The organism is Sphingomonas sp. (assembly GCF_017304615.1).
Taxonomy (GTDB): Bacteria; Pseudomonadota; Alphaproteobacteria; order Sphingomonadales; family Sphingomonadaceae; genus Sphingomonas.
On sequence record NZ_JAFKLZ010000001.1, the window covers coordinates 216,840 to 232,444 of the forward strand.

At 65.9% G+C, this 15,605-nt stretch carries 15 protein-coding genes; 9 read left to right on the forward strand and 6 right to left on the reverse strand.

Annotated elements, in window-relative coordinates:
- Window positions 1–3 precede the first annotated feature (3 nt).
- Window positions 4–696 (reverse strand): methyl-accepting chemotaxis protein, encoded by a 693-nt coding sequence (locus J0J06_RS01150; protein WP_366931185.1) that lies wholly within the window; start codon window positions 694–696, stop codon window positions 4–6.
- 116 nt (window positions 697–812) lie between these two features.
- Between J0J06_RS01150 and J0J06_RS01155 the strand changes: the two genes are divergently transcribed.
- The 5 genes from J0J06_RS01155 (at window position 813) to J0J06_RS01175 (ending at window position 6,534) form a co-directional block, all read left to right on the forward strand.
- Window positions 813–2,336, forward strand: coding sequence for a fumarate hydratase (locus tag J0J06_RS01155; protein ID WP_294039527.1), 1,524 nt, complete (start codon window positions 813–815; stop codon window positions 2,334–2,336).
- Window positions 2,333–3,253, forward strand: a complete 921-nt coding sequence (locus J0J06_RS01160) for an EamA family transporter (protein WP_294039528.1) — start codon at window positions 2,333–2,335, stop codon at window positions 3,251–3,253. The genes J0J06_RS01155 and J0J06_RS01160 overlap by 4 nt, the downstream gene beginning before the upstream one ends.
- A 108-nt stretch (window positions 3,254–3,361) precedes the next feature.
- On the forward strand, window positions 3,362–4,708 hold the full coding sequence (locus J0J06_RS01165; RefSeq protein WP_294040795.1) for a methyl-accepting chemotaxis protein: 1,347 nt from the start codon (window positions 3,362–3,364) through the stop codon (window positions 4,706–4,708).
- Window positions 4,709–4,750: 42 nt separating this feature from the next.
- Window positions 4,751–5,923, forward strand: a complete 1,173-nt coding sequence (locus J0J06_RS01170; protein ID WP_294039529.1) for an MBL fold metallo-hydrolase — start codon at window positions 4,751–4,753, stop codon at window positions 5,921–5,923.
- Between the two features lie 155 nt (window positions 5,924–6,078).
- Window positions 6,079–6,534 carry a hypothetical protein gene (locus J0J06_RS01175; RefSeq protein WP_294039530.1) on the forward strand — a complete coding sequence of 152 codons (456 nt, stop codon included), beginning with the start codon at window positions 6,079–6,081 and terminating at the stop codon, window positions 6,532–6,534.
- 33 nt (window positions 6,535–6,567) lie between these two features.
- On the opposite strand, the gene J0J06_RS01180 is transcribed toward J0J06_RS01175, so the two are convergent.
- Both J0J06_RS01180 and J0J06_RS01185 read right to left on the reverse strand, forming a co-directional pair.
- Window positions 6,568–7,089 carry a DUF3617 family protein gene (locus J0J06_RS01180; protein ID WP_294039531.1) on the reverse strand — a complete coding sequence of 174 codons (522 nt, stop codon included), beginning with the start codon at window positions 7,087–7,089 and terminating at the stop codon, window positions 6,568–6,570.
- Between the two features lie 2 nt (window positions 7,090–7,091).
- Complete coding sequence (locus J0J06_RS01185) at window positions 7,092–7,649, reverse strand: DUF3617 domain-containing protein (RefSeq protein WP_294039532.1); 558 nt, start codon at window positions 7,647–7,649, stop codon at window positions 7,092–7,094.
- Window positions 7,650–7,743: 94 nt separating this feature from the next.
- On the opposite strand from J0J06_RS01185, the gene uvrB reads away from it, so the two are divergent.
- Complete coding sequence (uvrB, locus tag J0J06_RS01190; protein WP_294039533.1) at window positions 7,744–9,951, forward strand: excinuclease ABC subunit UvrB; 2,208 nt, start codon at window positions 7,744–7,746, stop codon at window positions 9,949–9,951.
- Window positions 9,952–9,960: 9 nt separating this feature from the next.
- Here uvrB and J0J06_RS01195 read toward each other — a convergent pair whose 3' ends face one another.
- Window positions 9,961–10,326: a PRC-barrel domain-containing protein gene (locus J0J06_RS01195; RefSeq protein WP_366931186.1), complete on the reverse strand. Its 366-nt coding sequence runs from the start codon at window positions 10,324–10,326 to the stop codon at window positions 9,961–9,963.
- Window positions 10,327–10,436: 110 nt separating this feature from the next.
- Between J0J06_RS01195 and J0J06_RS01200 the strand changes: the two genes are divergently transcribed.
- The 3 genes from J0J06_RS01200 to J0J06_RS01210 all read left to right on the forward strand — a co-directional run bounded on the left by J0J06_RS01200 (window position 10,437) and on the right by J0J06_RS01210 (window position 14,745).
- A complete protein-coding gene (locus J0J06_RS01200) occupies window positions 10,437–10,958 on the forward strand; it encodes a hypothetical protein (protein WP_294039535.1) in 522 nt (173 codons plus the stop codon).
- A gap of 385 nt (window positions 10,959–11,343) precedes the next feature.
- Complete coding sequence (locus tag J0J06_RS01205) at window positions 11,344–13,101, forward strand: chloride channel protein (RefSeq protein ID WP_294039536.1); 1,758 nt, start codon at window positions 11,344–11,346, stop codon at window positions 13,099–13,101.
- 63 nt (window positions 13,102–13,164) lie between these two features.
- Window positions 13,165–14,745 carry an amidase gene (locus tag J0J06_RS01210; RefSeq protein WP_294039537.1) on the forward strand — a complete coding sequence of 527 codons (1,581 nt, stop codon included), beginning with the start codon at window positions 13,165–13,167 and terminating at the stop codon, window positions 14,743–14,745.
- On the opposite strand, the gene J0J06_RS01215 is transcribed toward J0J06_RS01210, so the two are convergent.
- Window positions 14,697–15,125: a DUF4345 domain-containing protein gene (locus tag J0J06_RS01215; RefSeq protein WP_294039538.1), complete on the reverse strand. Its 429-nt coding sequence runs from the start codon at window positions 15,123–15,125 to the stop codon at window positions 14,697–14,699. The genes J0J06_RS01210 and J0J06_RS01215 overlap by 49 nt on opposite strands.
- Window positions 15,122–15,574, reverse strand: coding sequence for a DUF2721 domain-containing protein (locus tag J0J06_RS01220; RefSeq protein WP_294039539.1), 453 nt, complete (start codon window positions 15,572–15,574; stop codon window positions 15,122–15,124). Before J0J06_RS01220 ends, J0J06_RS01215 begins: the two co-directional genes overlap by 4 nt.
- Between the last annotated feature and the right edge of the window lie 31 nt (window positions 15,575–15,605).

A 15,605-nucleotide genomic window follows, 5' to 3' on the forward strand; every position in this document is an offset into this window, starting at 1 on the left:
GGATCAGGACCGGCCGATGAGGCGGCCGGCGCGCCTGGTCGCTTCGCGGGTATCCGCAGCGAGCTTTTTCACTTCCTGTGCGACGACCGCGAAGCCGCGCCCGGCATCGCCGGCACGTTTGGCCTCGATTGTCGCGTTAAGCGCCAGCAGGTTGGTCTGGTGCGCGATCTGACCGATCGAATCGACGATCGCGCCGACTGCGGCGATCGTGTCCTGCAATTCGCGGTGGCGCGTGTCGGCCTCGGCGCGGAGTTCCTCCACTTCGTACAGGCGGGCTTGCGCCTCACGCTCGAGCACGACCTGTGCGGTTACATCGCTGGCGAACTTGATGACTTTGCGCGGGTTGCCGTCCGCGTCGAGCAGCGGATTGTAGGTGGCCTGGATCCACACTTCGCGTCCGCCGCGGCCGATCCTGCAATAGCGACCCGAATCGAACTCGCCACGGCCGAGCTTCGTCCAGAAGCGGCGATAATCGTCTGAATGGGCATATTCGGTATCGCAGAACATGCGATGATGCCGCCCGACGATCTCACCGCGGCTATAGCCAAACAGGTGGCAGAAATTGTCGTTCGCCTCGATCACATTGCCTTGGAGATCGAATTCGATGATTGCCTGCGAACGATCGATCGCGGCCATTCGCGCGGCGCTCTCCATCTGGGTGGGCGTATCGTTATCGTCATCTATACTAACCGTCATAGGCGCTCTTAACGCCGGAACGGCCAGATCGGACGCATCTCCACTAACTTTAATCGAACGCTTCCCTTGTTCAGGGCGGCGTTGCGGGAAACGCGGGCGTCGCATAGGGGCGGGCTATGACTACCACCATCCGCACCGCCGACCTGATAGAGAGCGTCGCCGACGCTTTGCAGTTCATCTCCTACTTCCATCCGATGGACTACATCCATGCGCTGGGCGAGGCGTATGAGGCAGAGCAAGGGCCGGCGGCGAAGGATGCTATCGCGCAGATCCTGACCAATTCCCGAATGTGCGCGGAGGGGCATCGGCCGATCTGCCAGGACACCGGCATCGTTAACGTCTTCATCGAATGGGGCATGGATTGCCGGTTGGACGACACCTCGCGGTCGTTGCAGGACGTGGTCGATGAGGGCGTCCGGCGCGCTTACCTCAATCCTGAGAACAAGCTGCGAGCGTCGGTGCTGGAGGACCCCGCCTTCACGCGGCGCAACACCAAGGACAACACGCCCTGCGTGCTCCACGTCGTCATGGTACCGGGCAGCCGCGTGTCGGTCGATGTCGCGGCGAAGGGCGGAGGCAGCGAGAACAAGTCCAAGTTCAAGATGATGAACCCGAGCGATTCGATCGTCGACTGGGTGATCGAGATGCTGCCGCAGATGGGCGCGGGGTGGTGCCCGCCGGGGATGCTCGGCATCGGCATCGGCGGGACGGCTGAGCATTGCGTGCTGCTGGCGAAGCAGGCGCTGATGGAGCCGATCGACATGGGCCCGCTGAAGGCGCGCGGGCCGAAGAACGACATCGAGGCGCTGCGCATCGAGATTTTCGACAAGGTCAACGCGCTCGGCATCGGCGCGCAGGGGCTGGGTGGGCTGTCGACCATCCTCGACGTCAAGATCAAGGACGCGCCGTGCCACGCTGCGGGCAAGCCGGTCGCGATGATCCCGAACTGCGCCGCGACCCGCCACGCGCATTTCACGCTCGACGGGTCGGGGCCGAGTTACCTGCCCGCGCCGAAGCTGGACGAATGGCCCAAGGTCGACTGGAAGCCGGACGGCGCGGCGATCCGCGTCGATCTCGACACGCTGACGCCGGAGCAGGTGCAGGGGTGGAAGCAGGGCGACCGGCTGCTGCTCAACGGCAAGATGCTGACCGGCCGCGACGCTGCGCACAAGCGCATCGCCGACATGCTGGCCAAGGGCGAGGAACTGCCGGTCAGCTTCCGTGGCCGCGTGATCTATTATGTCGGACCGGTCGATCCGGTCGGCGAGGAAGTCGTCGGCCCGGCGGGTCCGACGACCGCCACGCGCATGGACAAGTTCATGCGGATGATGCTCGACCAGGGCCTGCTGGCGTGCGTCGGCAAGGCCGAGCGCGGCCCGGCCGCGACCGAGGCGATCAAGGAGGCCAAGTCGGCCTATCTGATGGCGGTCGGCGGGGCGGCGTATCTGGTCGCGCGGGCGATCAAAGGCTCGAAAGTGGTCGGGTTCGAAGACCTGGGCATGGAAGCGATCTATGAGTTCGAGGTGGTCGATTTCCCCGTCACCGTCGCGGTCGACAGCGAGGGGCACAACGTCCACCAGCTCGCGCCGCTGGTGTGGAAGGAAAAGATCGCGCGGGAGAAATTGCTGGAACGGGCATGATCCCGCTCTGGCTGCCCGCCGCGCTGATCGGTGGCGCGTTGCAGGCATGGCGGACCGCGGTGCAACGCCGCGTGTCGCGGACGCTGTCGGTCAACGCGGCCGGGCTGGTTCGCTATCTCTACGGCCTGCCGATCGCGGTCCTGCTCGTATGCGGCTACCAGTTCTGGTTTGCCCCGGCGGCGTTTCCGGCGCTCGGAAACTGGTTTCTTCCTTACTGCCTGGGCGGCGGCCTCGCGCAGATTATCGCGACCAACCTGTTGCTGATGGCATTCGGCGAACGCAACTTCGTCGTCGGCACGGCCTATTCTAAGACCGAAGCGGTGCAGAGCGCGTTGCTGTCGGTCCTGTTGCTCGGCGATCACCTGAGGCCGCTAACCTGGATCGGCATCGGCTTCGGCGTCGCGGGCGTCATGATCCTGTCGACCGGCGGCAAGCGGATGGGGCCGGGCGAGCTGTTGCGTTCGCTCGGGCAGCCGGCGGCGCGCTACGGCATCGCGTCCGGGTTCATGTTCGCGCTGACGACGATCGGGATACGTGCCGCGACGCAGGAAGTGCGGACGCCCGATCATATCCGCGCCGCGCTGATCGTGCTCGCGGTGACGGTCGCGCTGCAGACGGTGCTGCAGGGCGCATACCTGGTGTGGCGCGAGCGTGATCAGGTGGCGGCGGTGTTCGCCGAATGGCGCACGGCGGGGCAGGTCGGGTTGATGTCGTCGGTCGCGTCGGCGTGCTGGTTTACCGGCTTCGCCTCGGCGCCGGTGGCCTTGGTGCGGATCGTCGGGCAGATCGAGGTCGCGTTCACGATGGCGTTCGCGCACTTCTATCTGGGCGAACGGACCGCGCGCAGCGAGATGCTGGGGTTGTTCCTCGTCGCCATCGGCGTCGTGCTCGCGCTCGCGGGCGCGTGGCACACCTAGGCCGGTCATTCGCTAAGCAGTATTTAACCATCATCCCCTAACGCTTTCCCCTGATTTTCCAGGGGGTTTGATTTGGACATCGCGCAAACCGTCCAGACCGCGGCGCGGATGTCGGGCGAGCTGGGTATCCGGACGCTCGATCTTCAGGCCGACATCAGCGAACTGGCGGGCCGCGTGACCGACCAGGCGACGACGATCGAGACGATCGGCGGGGATGCCATACGGCTGGCGGAAAACGGCGAGAGTATCGCGACCGCGGCGCAGGAAGCGCGATACAGCGCGAGCGCGGCGCGCGCGGTGATCGACGATTCGAGCCGCCAGCTGTCGACCGCGACCGCCAATGTCGTCGAGCTGATCGACCAGGTCAGCGACATCCACGCCGCGCTGGGCGGTTTCAACGAAGCGCTGGAGACGGTGGCCCACGTCACCTCGGTCATCAGCGGGATCGCCAGCCAGACCAATCTGCTCGCGCTCAACGCGACGATCGAGGCGGCGCGCGCGGGCGACGCGGGCCGCGGCTTCGCGGTTGTCGCGCAGGAAGTGAAGAAGCTCGCCAACGAAACCGCGACCGCGACGCAGAAGATCGAACAATCGATCCGCGCGCTGACCGGCGAGGCGTCGGGGATGCTCGGCCGTGTCGCGCACGGCGTCGAAAAGGCGCAGTCGGCGCATGACGGCACGCGCGACATAGAGGCGCTGGTCGGGCGGCTGTCGACGCTGATGCATGGCCTGTCGGACAATAGCGAGGACGTGGCGGACTCGATCGGCTTTATCGTCGAATCGATCGGCAATATCCGCACCGGCCTGGGCAGCCTGGCGCACAGCTCAACCGGCAATGCCGACGGCCTGCAACGGCTGTCGCAGCGCCTGACCGGGGTCAGCGACGACACCAACACCCTGCTGCAATATTTCGCGCAAAGCGGCGTCGAGATCGTGGATTCGCCCTATATCCGGTTCGGCCTCGATACCGCGAACGCGGTGGCGGGACGGCTCGAAGCGGCGCTGGCGGACGGCGAGATCAGCGCGGCCGACTTGTTCAGCGATGATTATACGCCGATCCCGGGCAGCAGTCCGGCGCAGTTCACGCACCCGGTCCAGCGCATCATCGTTCCGGCGGCGCGCCCCCACCAGGAGACGGCGCGCGGACACAAGGGCTTCTTCGGCATGACATTCACCGATCGCAACGGCTTCGGCGCGGTGGCGATGCCCGAACGCGCGCATCCGCAACGCCCCGGCGACGATGCGTGGAACGCCGAACATTCGCGCCAGGGACTGGTGTTCGATTTTCCGGAGACGCAGGCGCAGTGCAAGATCACCGATCCGTTCTGTCTCAAGGCGTATCGCCGCGCGACGGCGTCGGGCGAAGTGCTGTTGCTCAAGCAAGTGATCGCGTCGATCGCGGTAAAGGGGCGGCACTGGGGTATCCTGCAATTCGCGTACGAGGACCAGGGCTGATCGCGGCTTGAACCGCCCGGCCCGCTGTGAGACGGGCGGGAAATGGCGTTTGTCGGCAGAGTATCGCGGTGGATCGGCACGGCGCTGTTGTGGACCGTCATCCTGTCGTCCCTGACGTTGGCGATCCTCCCGCATTTCCTCGACGCGCGCTATTATCGCGGGTCCGCGAGCAGCCATTTCGACGGCGAGCATTTCTTCAACCCCGATGGCAGCGACGAAGTATTCACGCCGGCCAACGGTTTCGCGACGATCGCGCGCTATGCGCTGGGCAATGACGACCGCCCGGCATGGCCCGCTCGCATCGCGGTGACGCCGGCCCGGCCGCCCGCGCGAGTCGAGGGCGACCGGATGCTGGCGACATGGGTCGGGCATTCGAGCGTGCTGGTGCAGACGGCGGGCATCAACATCCTGACCGATCCCGTGTGGAGCAAGAGTGCGGGGCCGCTCGGGTTCGGACCGACGCGCGTCGCCGAGCCGGGCATCCGGTTCGAGGATCTCCCCAAGATCGACCTCGTGCTCGTCAGCCACGATCATTACGATCACATGGACCTGACGACGCTCAAACGGTTATGGGATCGCGACAAGCCGCTGATCGTCACCAGCCTGGGCAACGACAGCGTGATCGGGCAGGCGGGGGTCCCGGCGACCGCGCGCGACTGGGGCGGGCGCGTGGCGGTGCGGCCGGGGATCGACGTCGTGGTCAATCGCGGCCACCATTGGGACAGCCGTTGGTTCACCGACCGCAACCGCGCCTTGTGGTCGAGCTTCGTGGTGCGATTGCCGAGCGGCGGCAATCTGTTCTTCGCGGGCGACACCGGGGCGGGCGATCTCGGCTGGGCGGACAAGGCCGCGAGTTACGGCCCGATCCGGCTCGCGCTGATCCCGATCGGCGCGTTCCGCTTTACCGCCGGGCAGATGGCGTCGGGAAGCCATATCGGGCCGGTCGATGCGGTCGAGGTCTATCGCCGGCTGGGCGCGGCGCGAGCGATCGGCGTGCATTGGGGGACGTTCCGGCTATCCTACGAGGCGTGGGATACGCCGCCCAAGCTGCTCGCGGCGGCGGAGCGGTGCACCGGCCAGCGCGGGTTCGGCACGCAGCCGATTGGGCGGACGGTCGAGGTGCCGGCCTATGTCGCGCCGCCGTCACGCCCGACGCTTTCGCGCGTTGACCTCCTGCGTTGTCTGGATACGCCCGCGGTGAAAGCCCTGCGCTGACCGTCAACCCCGTTCGTGCTGAGCTTGTCGAAGCACGTGTTGCAAGCGATGCCGATGGTCCCGCACTTCGACAAGCTCAGTGCGAACGGAGCAAACAGTCCAGGCGCTTGAGCGCCGTCGCCGCGATGCTAAGGTGGCGCGCAAAGGGGAGGGGCATGCCCGCACGGCCAGTATCGAGCCAGTACGAGACCAGCATCGACCGCGTCGGGCTGGCGATCGGCGCGGGCGGGCTGATGGGCGGCGCGATCGGCGTGCTGCTGATGGCATTTGCGGGAACGCACAATGCCGCCGCGTTGCTCGCGGGTCTGCTGATCGGGTCATTGATGACGGCGCTGTCGATCACTGCGCTGGCGGCGATCCCCTGGGCGTTGCTCCACGCCAGCGGCCGGCGCGGGCCGATGGCCGCGGCGGTTCTGGGCGCGGCGATCGGGTTCGCTCTGTTTCTCGGCGGCCAGACCTATGGCTATGGCCTGTTCACCATGCCCGCCACGGACGCGGGCGCGTTGCTGTATCGCTGGGCGAGCGGATTCCTGACCAGCCTGGTCATGGCCGCGATGGCCGCCGGCGTCGCGGTCGTGATGTGGCGGGTGGCCTACCGCAAGGTGGGGTAGGCGGGAGGGTCGCCCCTCCCGGCCGCCCCATGATTACATCGCCGTCGCGCCCGGTGCCTTCATGTCGCTCGCGGTGCATTCGCCCTTGCGGGTCGAATGGACGCGGACTTCCATCAGGCCTTCCCTGGCGCCCGATGCGTCGAAGCCTTCGACGGTCATCGTGATATCCTGATCGGTCGCGCCGAGCGAGCCGGCCGCGGTGATCTTCGCGGTCTTGCCCCCGGCGTCCTTGCAGGTGCCCGCGACGTCCAGCGAGCCGCCCGCCGCCGACTTCTTGTCGAACGTGCAGGTGCCGCCGCCGCTGCCGAGCTTTTCGAGATTGGCGGTCGGGTCTTCCTTTTCCGCCATTTCTGGCGTGACGCACACGGTCACCGAATTCATCGCCGCGAACATCTGACCGAGCGCGGCCTTGGCCTTTTCGGCGTCCTTGCCCTCGAACCGCTTGAGCTCCATCGTCTGCGACCAGCTTCCCGGCTGGCGCTTGGGCGGCGGACCCTTGGCGCATCCGGCGAGCAGCATCGCCGCGATCGCGGCGGTCATCATGGTCTTGTGCATCGTCACTCCTTGTCTTCGGTTCCGCGGCAAGCCCCCGTGCGCTTGCCGTCCACGGTCATCTTCATCGACATCGCGGCATAGGGCGAGCTGCTGTCCGTATTCGATGCCATCTCCATATGATAGCTGTCGGGCGAGAAATTGCCCGTCATCGTGGCGGTCATGTTGCCGCCTTCGTTCTTGCAGGTCATCGCCGCGTCGATCTTGCCGCCGCCCATCGTGAAGCGGTTGTAGGTGCAGCTCTTGTCGGCCTCCTTGTCGCCGGTGAAGAAGGCGCGCTTGGCCTTGACGTCCTCCTCGGTCACGCAGCTGACGAACTTCTGCGCGCCGCCGATCCGGCCGGCCAGCTTCGCCTGCGCTTCGGCCGGCAGCTTGGGCATCTTCATGTTGTTGATCGTCATCGTGCCTTCCCACCGGCCCGGCGAGATCATGTCCGCGCCGCCGGTCGCTGCGGCGACCTTGGCCTTGACCTCCGCCTCGCTGGCGTTGGTGGCGGTGACGGTCGGGCCGCTGTTGCATGCGGCGAGCGGCAGCAGGGCGGTGACGAGCAGGAAACGGCGCATGATTGGACTCCCCTGAAGTATCTGGCCTGAAAATCCGACGCGACCGTTCCCGCTTTGTTGCGGGTTGGCCACCTTCATCCCATATTCCGTGACTATGGCAATCCAGATTCGCACCAACCTGGCCGAACCCGAGACCGGGCAGTCGTTCATTCCGCACCGGCCCGAGCGCCCAGCCAAGGTCGAGGGCGGCAAGGCGTTCAAGCTGGTCAGCGACTACGAGCCGTCGGGCGATCAGCCGACCGCGATCAAGGAACTGACCGAGGCAGCGCTGGCCGGGGAACGCGACCAGGTACTGCTGGGCGTGACGGGGTCGGGCAAGACCTTCACCATGGCCAAGGTGATCGAGACGCTGCAGCGGCCGGCGTTGATCCTGGCGCCGAACAAGATTCTCGCGGCGCAGCTTTACGGGGAGTTCAAGAGCTTCTTCCCGGAGAATGCGGTCGAGTATTTCGTCAGCTATTACGACTATTACCAGCCCGAAGCCTACGTGCCGCGGTCCGACACGTACATCGAGAAGGAAAGCTCGGTGAACGAGGCGATAGACCGGATGCGGCATAGCGCCACCCGGTCGCTGCTCGAACGCGACGACGTGCTGATCGTGGCGTCGGTGTCGTGCCTGTACGGCATCGGATCGGTCGAGACCTATTCGGCGATGATCTTCGACCTGAAGAAGGGTCAGACGGTCGACCAGCGCGAGATCGTGCGGAAACTCGTCGCGCTGCAATACAAGCGCAACGACGCCGCCTTCGCGCGCGGCAATTTCCGCGTGAAGGGCGACAATCTGGAGATATTCCCGTCGCACTATGAGGACACGGCGTGGCGCGTGTCGTTCTTCGGCGACGACATCGAGGAGATCGTCGAGTTCGACCCGCTGACGGGGAAGAAGATCGCGTCGCTGAACTATGTCCGTGTGTTCGCCAATTCGCACTATGTGACGCCGGGGCCGACGCTCAAGCAAGCGATGGAGGCGATCAAGTTCGAGCTCGCCGAACGGCTCAAGGAGTTGCAGATCGAGGGCAAGCTGCTCGAGGCGCAGCGGCTCGAACAGCGTACGAACTTCGACCTGGAAATGATTGCGGCGACTGGAAGTTGCGCTGGGATCGAGAATTACTCGCGCTTCCTGACCGGGCGCATGCCGGGCGAACCGCCGCCGACCCTGTTCGAATATCTGCCCGAAAACGCGCTGCTGTTCGTCGACGAGAGCCACCAGACGATCGGCCAGATCAACGGCATGGCGCGGGGCGACCATCGGCGGAAGATCACGCTGGCGGAATATGGCTTCCGCCTGCCGAGCTGCATCGACAATCGCCCGTTGCGCTTCAACGAATGGGACGCGATGCGCCCGCAGACAACCTACGTCTCTGCAACGCCGGGCGGGTGGGAGATGGAGCAGACCGGCGGCGTGTTCGCCGAACAGGTGATCCGTCCGACCGGGCTGATCGACCCGCCGGTCGATATTCGCCCGGTCGAGGACCAGGTGCAGGATTGCATCAACGAATGCCGCAAGACCGCGGAGGCCGGATATCGCACGCTCGTCACCACGCTGACCAAGCGGATGGCGGAGGATCTGACCGAGTTCATGCACGAGGCGGGCTTGAAGGTCCGCTACATGCATTCGGACGTCGAGACGCTGGAAAGAATCGAGCTGATCCGTGATCTTAGGCTCGGAGTCTATGATGTGCTGGTAGGGATCAACCTGCTGCGCGAAGGCCTCGATATTCCCGAGTGCGGCCTCGTCTGCATCCTCGACGCCGACAAGGAAGGGTTCCTGCGCTCCGAAACGTCGCTGATCCAGACGATCGGCCGCGCCGCGCGCAACGTCGACGGGCGCGTGATCCTCTATGCCGACCGCATGACCGGCAGCATGGAACGCGCGATCAACGAGACCAACAGGCGGCGGGAGAAGCAGCGCGAATACAATGTACTGCACGGGATTACGCCGACGACGATCAAGCGCAATATCGGCGACATCATCCAGGATGTTGCCAGCCGTGACCAAGTGACGGTCGAGATCGACGAGGACCGCCCGCACATGGTCGGCCACAACCTGCGCGCGTATATCGAGGAGCTCGAAAAGAAGATGCGCGCGGCGGCGGCGGACCTGGAGTTCGAGGAAGCCGGGCGGCTGCGCGACGAAATCCGGTCGCTGGAGGCGGAGGAACTCGGCTTGCCGCCTAGCGAGCACAAAGCGCCGATCATGGGACGGTCGAACGAAGGCAAGCCAGGGACGCGCAAGACGCGTTACGGCAAGAGCCAGAAGATGCGCGCCGGTATGCCGGGGAGCAGTCGGCGCGCGCGCTGACTCGCGCCGTCACCCGATCGCCAGATCCTGCCGGTCCGCGCCGTAATAGCTGGCGACGCGATCGGCATAGTCCTGATCGAAGGCCGGCGCCGTGCTTGCCCAGCTCGGACCGCCCTCCAGCACCTTCGGCTCGACCGATGCGATATATTGGTCGCCCGCGCTGTCATAAGCCAACAGCGCGACCGGCACAGCGTAATAGGCTTTGCCGATGCCGAGAAATCCGCCCAGCCGAAGCACGGCGTACATCGCGCGGCCCGATCGCTTATGAATCATGTACGCGTGCACCGCGCCGATCGTCTTGCCCTCGCGGCTCTTCACCTTCATCGTTTCGCCCAGATTGGCGGTCAGCAAATGTTGTGCGGCGTCGTCGGTCACGTTCAATCCCCTTGGTGGCGCGATCAGCAACGAACGTGACGCGTCGCCGATCCCGATGCGTTCGCCGCTTTCGGGTTGAGGCGCGGCGCCGGTGTCGCCATGATCGGGCGATGCGTAGATTTTTGGCTGTTTCGTTCCTCGCCCTGACCCTCGCCGGATGCGTGGCGCCGCCCCAATCGCCCGAAGCGCCGCCGGCCCCGGTCGTCACGCCGCCGCCGCGACCGACCCCTGCGCCACCGCCCGCGCCGCTGGCGAGCGACTGGAACGATTGGCCTTTCACGCCGGGGCAGTGGCGATACAGGAAGCAGGGCGACGCCACGATCGGAAGGTTCGAGAATGGCGAGCGAGCGCTGGTATCGCTGACCTGCGACCGCATTTCCCGGCAGGTGCGGCTGACCGGCATCGCCGCTGCCCCGGCGACGATCCGGACGACGACGTTGACTCGTGTGCTGGCGACCACAGCGGATGCTGGCGAAGCTGTGCCGATGCTGTTTTTTGCGGCTAAAGATCCGATGCTCGATGCCATCGCGTTCAGCCGCGGGCGTTTCGTGATCGAGCAGAAGGGTGTCGCGCCGCTGGTGCTTCCACCCCATGCCGAAATCGGGCGCGTGATCGAGGATTGCCGGGGGTAGTCGCTAGGGAGCCGACCAAGGCGAAAGAGAATCGTCGAATTTTGTGTGAATTACAAGACTTGAAATGCTTATCCACGTGATTCACATTCCACTTGTACCCAGCGTTGGGTACGCCGTTTCAACAAGCGAAAGGAGGTGATCCGATGTCTCATGGTTCAGCAATGGGGTCGGTTCAGTTCGTTCGGGGGACGCGCCGCTAAGCCTCGCCGGACCTTGACGGGGGGTATCTTCCCCCAATCAACGCAAGGTCCATAGAGCTAGCGGTCCGCATGGTCCTCCGGGCTGGAGCTCTCCGGCCGCTGACCATGTCAGGAGGTTGCCGGGGCGTCGAGAGACCCCCGGCAGCCTCTTTTCATTTCCGGCCTATGCGCGGATAGCGCGCGCCATGGCCGGGTTGCAGCTTTCCTATCGCGCGCTGACGCCGATCGCGTGGGTGCGGCGTAAGTTTCGTTCCAGCGAATTCTGGTTCATTGGCCTCGCCATCGCGGTTGGAGCGGCGTCCGGCCTTGCGACGGTCGCGCTGGGGTCGATCGCGCGGGGAATCCAGCATCTGTTGTTCCGGCTGCCCGATGAACAACGGCTCAGCCTGATGCCGGCGCTAAGTCCGGCGCAACTCGCGATGCTGCCGCTCGGCGGCGTGGTGCTGGCGGCTTTTTCGTGGGCGGTGCGGTCGCGCAAGCGGACCCTGGTCGATGCGGTCGAGGCGAACGCGCTGCACGGTGGGCGCATGTCGATGACCGACAGCCTGATCATCGCCGCGCAGACCGCGATCTCGAACGGATTCGGCGCGTCGGTCGGACTCGAAGCGGGCTATGCTCAATTGGGTAGCGCGGCGGGGTCGGCCGTGGGCCTTGGGCTTGGCGCGCGGCGAGCGGACTTGCGCATTCTGGTCGGGGCGGGAGCAGGAGCATCGATCGCTGCGGCGTTCGGCGCGCCGCTGGCCGGGGCGTTTTACGCTTTCGAGATCGTGATCGGCGCCTACACGCCCGCCGCGATCGCGCCGATCGTCGCGGCGTCGCTCACGGGGAGCCTCGTGGCGCACGCCATGGGCGCGCCGCCTTATGCCGTGGCGGCGGTCAACTCGTCGCTCGCCGTGCCGGGCGATCATTATATCCTCTACAGCCTGTTGGGCGCGATCTGCGCGCTGATCGCGATTGCGTTGATGCGCGCGGTGGCCGCGGTGGAGTGGGGCACACGTCGCATCAAGCTGCCCAGTTGGGCGCGCCCAGCGGTGGGCGGCGTCCTCATGATCCCGATCGCAGCCTGGTCGCCGCAAGTGCTGTCGGCCGGACATGGCGCACTGGGCACCGACCTGGCGGTGGGCGCATCGTTGCAGTTCCTCGCGATCGTGCTGGTCGCCAAGGCGCTTGCATCGGTGGTCTCGCTGGGTTTCGGGTTTCGCGGCGGGTTGTTCTTCGCCTCGTTGTTTCTGGGGACGCTGGCCGGGCATCTGTTCGCCGGGCTGGTCGCGCTGGCGGCCGGCTATCAGATCCTGCCGTCGGGCGATGCGGCGCTGGTCGGCATGGCCGCGATGGCGGTGGCGGTGATCGGCGCACCGCTGACCATGGCGATGCTGGTGTTCGAAGCGACCAAGAGCTTCCTCCTGACCGGCGCGGTGATGGCGGCGTCCCTGATCGCGTCGACGATCGTGCGCGAAATGTTCGGCTACAGCTTCTCGACCTGGCGGCTGCATCTGCGTGGCGAGACGATCAAGAGCGCGCGCGACGTCGGCTGGGTGAAGCTGCTGACCGCCGGGCGCATGATGCGGCATGAGGTCCAGGAAATTCCGGCGAGCGCGACCGCCGCCGAGTTTCGCCGCCGCTATCCGCTGGGCGCGGTCAGTCGTGTCGTGCTGACCGACGCGAACGGCGATTATGCCGGAATCATTCCGCCCGCGATCGTCTATGCCGAGGGCGTGGCGCCGGAGACGGTGGTCGAGACGCTCGTACGCACGCCGCTGCCGCCGCTTAGCCCGCAGGACGACATCGTCGCGATCATGGGCAAGTTCGACGTCGTCCAGGCCGATGAACTCGCGGTGGTCGGGAATGACGGCGTGGTGCTGGGGACGTTGTCCGAGAAATTCGTCCGCAAGCGCTATGCCGAGGAACTTGAAAAGGCGCAGCGCGAATTGTTCGGGGAGTGAGTCGCTTGTCGTGGACGGCGGACTGGCGCACGGTGTGGACGATAACGACGTGGGGGTGAGCCGATGCGACCGTTTCTGGCCCTGTTGCTGATCGTGGCGCCCGCCGCGGCATTCGCGCAAAGCCTGCCGGTGGTCGAGGAACAGTCGATCGATCAACTGCGCGCCGCGATGGCGTCGGGCGTCTCCAGCGAGGCGATTACCCGGGCCTATCTCGCGCGGATCGAGGCGATGGACCGCAAGGGGCCGAGCTTGCGCGCGGTGATCGCGGTCAATCCCGACGCGATCGCCGAGGCGCAAGCGAGCGACGCGCGGCGCAAGGCGAAGAAACCGCTCGGCCCGCTCGACGGCGTGCCGATCCTGATCAAGGATAATATCGAGACCAAGGACCCGGTCGCGACGACGGCGGGGAGCCTGGCGCTCAAGGATAACGTCACGAAGCGCGATGCGCCGGTGGTGGCGCGATTGCGCGCGCAGGGCGCGGTAATCCTGGGCAAGACCAACCTCAGCGAATGGGCCAATATCCGCTCGACCAAGTCGATGAGCGGGTGGAGTGCGGTGGGCGGGCTGGTGCGCAATCCCTATGCGCTCGATCGCACCGCCTGCGGATCGTCGAGCGGGACGGGAGCCGGGATCGCGGCGAGCTTCGCGGCGGCGGGGCTGGGAACCGAGACCGACGGATCGGTGGTGTGCCCGTCGTCGATGAACGGGCTGGTCGGGCTGAAGCCGACCGTGGGCCTGGTCAGCCGCACGTACGTGGTGCCGATCAGCCACAGCCAGGACACGCCGGGGCCGATGGCGCGGAGTGTGAAGGACGTCGCGATCCTGCTCGATGCGATGGATGCGTTAGACCCCGCCGATCCGGCGATGGTGGCGCGCCCGCAATACCGGGTTGCGCCGCCTCCCTACACCAGTGTGCTTCCCGGCTCGTCGCTCAAAGGCGTGCGGATCGCGGTGTTGCGCACCGACACGCCGGTGCTGGAGAAGGTCAGGTTCGAGCAAGCACTGGCGGTGCTGGAGGCGCAGGGCGCGGTGCTGATCGAGGTGACGCGCCCCAAGACCGAGGGCATGGGCGACGCCGAGTTCGACGTGCTCAAGTTCGAACTCAAGAGCGACCTCGACACATATCTCGCCTCGACCCCGCCCGCGGTAAAGACTCGCACGCTCGATCAGGTGATCGCGTTCAATACTGCCAACAGCGCGGCCGAGATGCCGTATTTCGCGCAGGAAATCTTCGACATGGCGGCAAAGTCGAAGGGCGTGGACGAGCCTACCTACAAGGACCAGCGCGCCAAGTCATTCGCCGCCGCCAAGGGCGCGATCGACAAGATGCTGGCCGACGCCGGGGCGTCGATCCTGGTCCAGCCGAGCTATGGCCCCGCCTGGCTGAGCGACCCGGTCTATGGCGACCAGTATAATGGCCCAAGCTCGTCCGAGCTGCCGGCGATTTCGGGCTATCCCAACCTCACCGTGCCGATGGGGCTGGTGCGCGGGCTGCCGGTCGGCATCTCGTTCATCGGACCGGCCTGGAGCGAGCGCGAATTGCTGAAGGCGGGCTATGTCTATGAACAGGCGTCGAAGGCGCGCGTCGCGCCGCGCTACCTGCCGACCGTGGATGCCGGGCCGGAGGTCGAGGCGGCCAAATAACGCCGCGCGAACCCGGCCCGCCACAGCATCAGGAGCGGCACGACGCCGAGTTCCATCGCGAGGCCGAACAGGTGGCCCGTGCTGGGCGGCCCGACCGACAGCAGCGAGACGACGCGCGCCAGGCCGCCGCAAATCACGAGCGCGCCGAGCAAGCGGAAGCGCGAGCCCTTGACCTCGATATTGGGGATGCAGGTGGCGAACGCGACGCCGACCCCGAAGAAGATGCCCGAGATATAGCGGAAATGGCTGTCGAGATCGGTGGGCACCACCGGTGGGTGACCGAGAAACGAAGGGCCGCGGACGATGCTTTCGCCGCCGATCGACAATGGCACCAGGCACGCGATCGCGACGACGATCTGCAGCATGCGCTTTTCGGTCACTTGTGCTCGAGCAGTTCGGCGCGGATATGGACGGCGCGGAGCGAAATCCGCACCTCGACGATGAACGCGACCAGCGACGCGATCAGGAACAGCATCGCGAGGATGAAGACCAGCGCGACATAGGTGCCGAATTTCAGGTCGGCGAGTTCGGCGACGAACAGCAATGCGACGACGGTGCAGGTCATGATCGCGCTGGATACCGCGAGGAACAGCGACAAGTTGATGATCGAGATTCGCCGGTCGAGCAGCCGCAGTTCCCAGACGTGGCGGTCATGCTCCGGCCCGGTCGATCGCGGGTGCAGTTCCTCCAGCGCGCGGGCGCGGTCAACGACGCGCGCCATCCGCCCGGCCAGCACGTTGAGCAACCCCGCTATGCCCGCCAGCATGAACACCGGGGACAGCGAAAGCTGGATCGTCTGGGCGATCGTCGAGACGGTGGCGACTTGCATCGCGGCGCATGATGCCGATCAGTGCGCGTTT